Genomic DNA, 6,219 nt, shown 5'->3' with positions numbered 1-6,219 from the left:
GCGACGTGCGGTGATAAGTCGCATGCGTCGTTCGGGCTGGGGGCCGCTGGAACAGGACCTGCTCAGCAGGCACCTCGTCAGCGGCCCACCAGTACTATCTGGCACAACCTGGCTGAAGCCGTGGTGAAGGAGGTCGCCGCGCACTCGGTTTGCTGGGGCAAGAGCGGCCCGCCGCCAAGAGAGGGGGTGCGGGCCGCCACCACTCGCGATCGGTGGCGGCAGGTCCATGCTCTGCTCGACCAGGGCGTTGGGCTGCTGGAATGTGCCCGCCGTCTCGGTCTGGCGTTGAACACCGTCAAGCGGTATGCCCGCATCGCTGAGCCCGAGCGGCTCGTCCGGGTCCCGAAGTACCGGCCTACGCTCGTCGATCCGTTCCGTGATCACCTGCGGCGCCGCCGCGCCGAAGAGCCCGCCGTCTCGGTTCAGCAGTTGCTCGCCGAGATCAAGGAGCTCGGCTATACCGGCAGCCAGAACCTGCTGTACCGGTACATTAACCAAGGCAGAGTCGAGTGCGACCAGCTCGCGATCTCGCCGAAGCGACTGGCCGGCCTGCTCCTCAGTGAACCAGGCACACTGACCGACGCCCAGCGGGAACGGCTCGATGCCGCCATCGGCGCCTGCGGTGAGATGACCATGCTGAGCGGCCTCATCCGGGACTTCGCCGCCCTCCTCGACCCGAAGGACGGTAACGACCGGCTGCTGGCCGCCTGGATAGAGCTCGCACGACAAGTCGACCTGCCGCACGTGCATGCCTTCACCCGCGGCCTGGCCAACGACCGCGCCGCAGTGGACGCCGCGCTCAGCCTGCCGTTCCACAACGGCGGTACCGAAGGCGTCAACACCAAGACCAAGCTCCTCAAACGGCAGATGTACGGCCGCGCTGGGTTCGCTCTCCTTCGCCACCGCATCCTGCTCGGCTAGCCACGTACCGTCACCACCGAAAGTGAGCCAGAGCCGTTGTTCTTACAGTCCCCCATCGAGGTCATTCCTCGTGCACGAGGCGTCGCAGCAGGTCGCGTTGCGTTTTCTGTTCGGCCGTGCTGAGTCGCGTTGCAGTGGGGTTGCCGGTCAGCAGAGCTATGGAGCCGCCGCTTGAAAGCGGCTCCCTTACGGCTCAGCCACCAACAGCAACATCGCCGGGGCCGCGGTTCCGGTCTCGGGCCGAATGTGAACACGTGTGGGGCCGAACGACCCGCGGGAAGCGACGGACCCGGATGCCCACGCGTCCCGAAAGCGCCACTGCTGGCCCGCCGTCGCTGCGGGGTAGCCAAGCTGATGACCGCTTACGGGAGTCGTTCGGTCTCCGCACATGGGTCTTGCGAGGGTCGTGCGCATCAACGACTGCGGTAGGCGTGCGCCGTCCATAGAACCCTGTGCAGAGCGTCGGCCACGTAACGCTGCTGCTCCTCAGTGAGGTGTGGATGCATGGGCAGGGACAAAACTTGGGTGGCGGCCGCTTCGGCCACGGGGAAGTCGCCTGGGCCATAGCCGAGGTGGGCGTAGGCAGGCAGCAGATGGATGGGCTTCGGGTAGTGGACGCCGGTCTGGACCCCCAACTTGTCCAAGCCAGCGGCCACCGCATCCCGTTCGTGGACTCGAATGACGTACTGGTGCCACACGTCTTGGGGGGTGATTTCCGGCAGCCTAATCGGTAGTCCAGCCAGCAGCTCGTTGTAGCGTCCAGCGGCTGCGCGGCGGGCCTGATTGGCGGCGTTGAGACGGCGTAGCTTTGCCCGCAGAACAACGGCCTGGAGGGTGTCCAACCGAGAGTTGAACCCGGGCATGAGGTGTTCGTACTTCCGTTCACTGCCGTGATTGGCCAGGAGGCGGACATGCCGGGCAAGCTCCGGATTGTCGGTGATGATGGCTCCTGCGTCGCCGTAGGCACCGAGGTTCTTGCCAGGGTAGAAGCTGGTCGCAGCGACCGTGCCGCGGATGGTTGGGGCGGCGCTGTGGAACTGAGCGGCGTCTTCGACAACGGGGATGTCGCCTGCGGCCGCCAGAATGGCCTGCATGGGCGCTGGCCTGCCGTATAAGTGGACGGCGATGATCGCGTCTGCCCAGGGCGGGATGGCTGCGGGGTCGATGAGGAGCGAGTCGGGGGTGACATCGCATGGCACCGGCTGGGCTCCGATGCGCATCACCGCGCCAGCGGTAGCGGTGAAGGTGTTGGCCGGCAGTACGACTTGGGAGCCGGGGCCGATGCCGATGGCGCGTAGTGCGAGTTCCACGGCGTCGGTGCCGTTGGCCAGGCTCACACAGTGGGCTGTGGCGCAGAACGCGGCGTACTCTTCCTCGAAGGCTGTCACTTCGGCGCCGTGGATGAATGCCGCATTGGCGATGACTCGCTCGAACCCGTCGTGGACCTCCTCGGCGATCTCGGCGTGAGCGGCGGCCAGGTCGATCAGCGGAACGGTAACTGTCATGGTTTGCTCTCCAGGGGTCGGGCGGGGTTGCCTGCCCATGTCTGGCCTGGCGGCACATTGCGCGTCACAACCGCCCCCATGCCGATGACAGCTCTGGCTCCGATGCGCAGGCCCTGGCGCACAAGCGCACCTTGACCGAGGTAGGCGCCGGGATCCACCTGGACGCCGCCAGCCAGCCGAACACCGGCCGCGATGGTGACGAAGTCGCCGATCACGTTGTCATGGGTGAGGGCGACCTGCGGCATGACCATCACGTGAGATCCGATCGTCACCGCGGCGGTGAGCACGACGGACGACAGCAGGACGCTGCCGCGCCCCACATGGCAGGTGGCGGAGACAAACGCGGTGGGGTGAAGGAGGGTCGCGAAACAGGCATGGGGCAGGCGGGTGACCAGTGCGGCGCGGGCTGCCGGGTCGCCGACGCCGACGACGACGTGTGCGCCTGGTGGAATTGCCTCGGGGCCGCCGAGCACGGGCAGACCGTCCACGAGGTGTCCGTGCTTGCCTGGGTCGTCGTCCACGTGTCCTGCTGAGGGGAAGGCTTGAGCGATCTCCCTCGCCAGCCCTCCCGATCCGATGATGATCAGTTGCGGCCGCACCTCAGCCATCTGCCACCTCCTGTACGGCCGCGATCACCATGTTTTGCTCCTGCTGGGTCATCTGGTGGAACAGCGGCAGGATGAGCGTGCGCCGGGTGGCTTGTTCAGTGATGGGGAGCGGCGCGCGGCGGTGTCCGGCGTAGGCGGGCTCCAGATGGCTGGCCATGATGCCGCGCCGGGCTGCTATGCCGCGCCTTGCCAAGACCTTCAGCGCGTGCTCCTGGTCGACGTGGTCGAGCCTGACCCACAACGACTGGTAGTTGGTCGTGCCGTATGGCGGATCTTGGGCTGTGGGCAGCGTGGGAAAGGCACGCCGGTAGCGGGCGGCCAGGAGGCGTCGCTGCTGGACCATGGCCGGGAGTTTGTCGAGCTGGACCAGCCCGATCGCTGCCTGCACGTCGGTCATGCGGTAGTTGTAGCCGGTCTCCAGGTACCGTTCGAGGACGGGCTGGGCCACTGTGTGCCGCTCGGCGGCGCTGATGCTCATGGCGTGCTCGCGCAACCGCCGAAGCCGGGCGGCGAGATCAGGATCATCGGTGGTGATCATGCCGCCCTCGCCGGTAGTGAGGAGCTTGCGCGGGTGGAAGGAGTAGGCAGCCAAGCGTGCGCCAGCGCCGACCGGCCGGCCCTTGTAGGTGGAGCCTGCGGCGCAGGCAGCGTCCTCGATCACGGTGAAGCCGAGAGGGGTGAAGGCGTCGAGGTCGCACGGTATCCCTGCTTGATCCACGACAATGACGGCCTTGGTCCGCGTGGTGACCACCGCGGCAACTGTGTCCGGGGTGAGGTTGAGCGTGACGGGGTCGACGTCAGCGAAGATCGGCCGCGCTCCGGCGTGGCGGACCGCGTTGGCGGTCGCGATGAACGACAGCGACGGCACCACCACCTCATCCCCTTGGGCGATGCCGGCAGCGATCAGGCACAGATGCAGGGCAGCGGTGCAGGAGGACACCGCGATGGCGTGTGGGACACCGATGTAGTCAGCGAAGGCCTGTTCAAACTCGCGTACGCGGGGGCCCTGGGCGACCCAGCCGGATAGCACCGCCGCTGCGGCGGCGTCTGCCTCTTGCTGGTCGAGCCAGGGTTTCATGACGGGGATCATCGGCTGGCTGTCCACCAGTCCACCAGGTTCCGCAGGCCGTCTTCGAGTCCGATGCGGGGGTGCCAGCCGAGCAGGTCGGCCGCCTTGCCGACATCGGCCAACCGCCGCGAGATGCCGTTGACTGGCCGGGGTGGGCCGCACTCCACCCCGAGATGTTGGGCGTTCATGACCCGTAGGAGCAACTCGGCCAGCGCGCGCAGGCTGGTCTCGGTGCCGGACCCGATGTTGATGACCTGGTTGGTGACCGGCGCCTCGGCCGCGAGCACGTTGGCGCGGGCGATGTCGTCGGTGTAGACGAAGTCCATCGTCTGCTGCCCGTCGCCAAGGATCAGCGGCGGCTGGCCGGCTGCGATGCGTTCGATCCAGCGGACGAGCACCTCGGTGTATCGGCCGTGAACGTCCATGCGAGGGCCATAGACGTTGAAGTAACGCAGCGCCACGTAGTCCAGGCCATACATGGTGTGGTAGCTGCGCAGCAGGCCCTCGTTGTAGGCCTTGGCCGCACCGTAGATGGTGTCGTTGTGGTACGGGTGGTGCGTCTCCGGGGTGGGGAAGATTTCGGCCATCCCGTACACCGAGGCGGAGGAGGACAGCACCACCTTCGCGTTGACGGCCGCGGCCGCCTCGACCACGTTGAACGTGCCGTCCACCAGCACCTGGTGGGCCAGGCGCGGTTGCTCGGCGCACTGGGTGATACGTAGGGCGGCCAGGTGGAAGACGACGTCGACCCCTTGGCTCGCCTTGTCCACGAGCGCGCTGTCGCAGATGTCGCCATCAAGGAGTCTCACGGCCGGGTGCGTCAGCGCGGCGGCGAGGTTGGCACGCGTACCACGGGTGAAGTTGTCCACCACGATCACCTGGTCCGCGCCCGCGTCCAGCAAATGGTCGACGACCGTCGAACCGATTGTTCCAGCCCCTCCTGTGACGAGGCAACGACTCCCAGCGATCATGGAGCGACTCCGTTCGGAATGTCGATACGGGCCCCGCCCAGCGCCATGCTCTGGGCGGCGGCTTCCAGCACTGCTAGTACGCGAAGTCCGGCGCGGCCATCAGTACGCGGCGCACGGCCGTTGTTGATCGCGGCGGCGAACTCTGTCATCACCGTGCCCAGCGCTTCGCTCTCCGGCAGGGCAGGCAGGAGAGCGTCGCCCAGCCGGTAGGAGATGAGCGCCTGCCGGCGTTCATCGGGGTCGGCGGCCTGGTCCACGCCACGGTCGTAGATGGTTAGCCGGTGGGCCGGGTTGAGGTCGTCCCATACGATCGTGCGCCGTGATCCGCCGATAACCACAGTGCGGATCTTGGTCGGGCTGAGCCAGTTAACGTGCACGTGGGCCAGCACTCCGGAAGACAGCCACATCGATAGGTAGGCCACGCACGCTCGCCCGGTGCTCAGCGGGTCGGTGCCGTGCGCGGTGACCGCGACCGGTCTGACGTCGGCGGGCAGGATGAAGTCGAGGATCGCGGCGTCGTGCGGCGCCAGATCCCACAGCACGTTCACATCGGGCTGGATGAGCCCGAGGTTGACGCGCACCGAGTCGAAAAAGCACAGATCGCCGATCTCTCCTGCGGAGATCAGGTCACGGATCTTCTGCACGGCCGGGGTGTAGCAGAACGTGTGGTCGCACATCAGGACCAGCCCGGCTCTCTGCGCCGCCTGCACCAGTTTCACCCCGTCGGCGTAGGAGCAGGTGAGCGGCTTTTCGACCAGGACATGCTTGCCCGCGTCCAGCGCGGCCCGCACGAGGTCGAAGTGGGTCGCCGCGGGGGTGGCGATCGCCACCGCGGCCACAGCCGGATCGGCCAGGACCTGCTCGTAGCAGGTGCTGACCTTGACCGTTGAATACGGCCCGAGGACCGAGCGCGCCCGGCTCTCGTTGAGATCGCACAGCCACCGCAGGTGCAGCGCGGGCGTGGCTTGGGCGTTGCGCACCAGGTTGGGCCCCCAGTAGCCGGCGCCGATGACAGCCAGGCCGATCATGGGTGTTTCCTCCGGAAGAGACGATGACACGGTGAGCACCGCCTCGCCGCGGCACAAGCGACGGCGGCAGGCGGGTCAGGGGCGGCCAGGCGGCCAGATCGACGACGCGGGCCGTCC

At 67.3% G+C, this 6,219-nt stretch carries 5 protein-coding genes and 1 pseudogene; 1 reads left to right on the top strand and 5 read right to left on the bottom strand.

The window, feature by feature from the left end; genetic code table 11:
- Positions 1–96 precede the first annotated feature (96 nt).
- Positions 97–921, top strand: a pseudogene (locus ACIBVN_RS54890) (transposase); the annotation flags it as partial.
- A 413-nt stretch (positions 922–1,334) separates the two neighbouring features.
- Here ACIBVN_RS54890 and ACIBVN_RS54885 read toward each other — a convergent pair.
- Genes ACIBVN_RS54885 through ACIBVN_RS54865 form a run of 5 tightly spaced genes read right to left on the bottom strand, consistent with a single transcriptional unit; the run spans position 1,335 to position 6,102 of the window.
- A complete protein-coding gene (locus tag ACIBVN_RS54885) occupies positions 1,335–2,426 on the bottom strand; it encodes a DegT/DnrJ/EryC1/StrS family aminotransferase (RefSeq protein ID WP_397149914.1) in 1,092 nt (363 codons plus the stop codon).
- Positions 2,423–3,034, bottom strand: a complete 612-nt coding sequence (locus ACIBVN_RS54880; RefSeq protein ID WP_397149912.1) for an acetyltransferase — start codon at positions 3,032–3,034, stop codon at positions 2,423–2,425. Before ACIBVN_RS54880 ends, ACIBVN_RS54885 begins: the two co-directional genes overlap by 4 nt.
- Entirely contained in the window at positions 3,027–4,112 is a 1,086-nt protein-coding gene (locus tag ACIBVN_RS54875; protein ID WP_397149910.1) for a DegT/DnrJ/EryC1/StrS family aminotransferase, read from the bottom strand. The genes ACIBVN_RS54880 and ACIBVN_RS54875 overlap by 8 nt, the downstream gene beginning before the upstream one ends.
- Before the next feature lie 8 nt (positions 4,113–4,120).
- The gene (locus ACIBVN_RS54870; RefSeq protein WP_397149908.1) at positions 4,121–5,074 is read right to left on the bottom strand and encodes an NAD-dependent epimerase/dehydratase family protein; all 954 of its coding nucleotides are present in this window, start codon (positions 5,072–5,074) and stop codon (positions 4,121–4,123) included.
- The gene (locus tag ACIBVN_RS54865) at positions 5,071–6,102 is read right to left on the bottom strand and encodes a Gfo/Idh/MocA family protein (protein ID WP_397149906.1); all 1,032 of its coding nucleotides are present in this window, start codon (positions 6,100–6,102) and stop codon (positions 5,071–5,073) included. The genes ACIBVN_RS54870 and ACIBVN_RS54865 overlap by 4 nt, the downstream gene beginning before the upstream one ends.
- Positions 6,103–6,219 lie beyond the last annotated feature (117 nt).

Origin of the sequence: Nonomuraea sp. NPDC049400, assembly GCF_044466425.1 — a bacterium.
GTDB lineage: Bacteria > Actinomycetota > Actinomycetes > Streptosporangiales > Streptosporangiaceae > Nonomuraea.
This window is presented reverse-complemented; position numbering and strand designations above follow the sequence as displayed.